The organism is Paracoccus lutimaris, assembly GCF_003337565.1.
Lineage (GTDB): Bacteria > Pseudomonadota > Alphaproteobacteria > Rhodobacterales > Rhodobacteraceae > Paracoccus > Paracoccus lutimaris.
This window is the reverse complement of sequence record NZ_QPJL01000061.1, coordinates 4188-4882: the sequence shown is the minus strand read 5'-3', so window position 1 is coordinate 4882 and position 695 is coordinate 4188. Positions and strand designations below refer to the sequence as shown.

Below are 695 nucleotides of genomic sequence, written 5' to 3'. Positions count from 1 at the left end.
ACCGGGCATCTATGTCCGGGCGCACGGAACGCTGGATGACATGTGGCGGCACTTCAGAAAGTTCACACGCGTTCAGGATGAAAGCGGGAAGTGGTATTACTTCAGGTTCTGGGAGCAAGGCACCTTGGGGGCACTTGCCAATGCCCCGGCGATAGACGTGCGATGGATTAACAACCTGCTGAGACACCGCCTGTTCATATCGCTCTCAGAAGATGGGCTTGCATTGCTGATCCGGACATCGGAGTCGCCGAATCCAGAACGACCAGTCGGAAGAATCGTGTTTAGCTCAGAAATACGCCCGCTATTGCGGCGTCAATTGCAACAGCAACGTCGGGACGAGGATATTCGTTTGGCCCGCGCGCAGTTGGTGCAGCTTGGACATGTGGCCCCTGTATCTGATGAGCAGCTCGGCCAGGTGCGGGTCTGGATAATGGAGTGTGGCATCACCAAGCGCGATCATTTGATAGAAGCGATGTCATGTGTGGCGATAGGCTTTACTGGTGCGCCGGATAGTTGGCCGGTTGATGTCAGACTACTATTGTCCGACAGGACCAGAGGTCCAGGTGTGCGTGTCTGGTATTTGCGCAAACAGGTACTAGGGGATCGCGGATGAGCAATCGCGTCAAAATCATTCTCATCCTTCTGGGGGCTTTGAGCATTGCGCTGCTGATGTGGTGGCGCAGTGAGATGCATGC

General features: G+C 55.3%; 1 protein-coding gene. It reads left to right on the top strand.

Annotated features, from left to right (window positions below):
- Positions 1-613 (top strand): DUF4123 domain-containing protein (locus DFP89_RS19680; RefSeq protein WP_147273367.1); only part of this gene is annotated, 613 nt, incomplete at its 5' end.
- Positions 614-695: the final 82 nt, after the last annotated feature.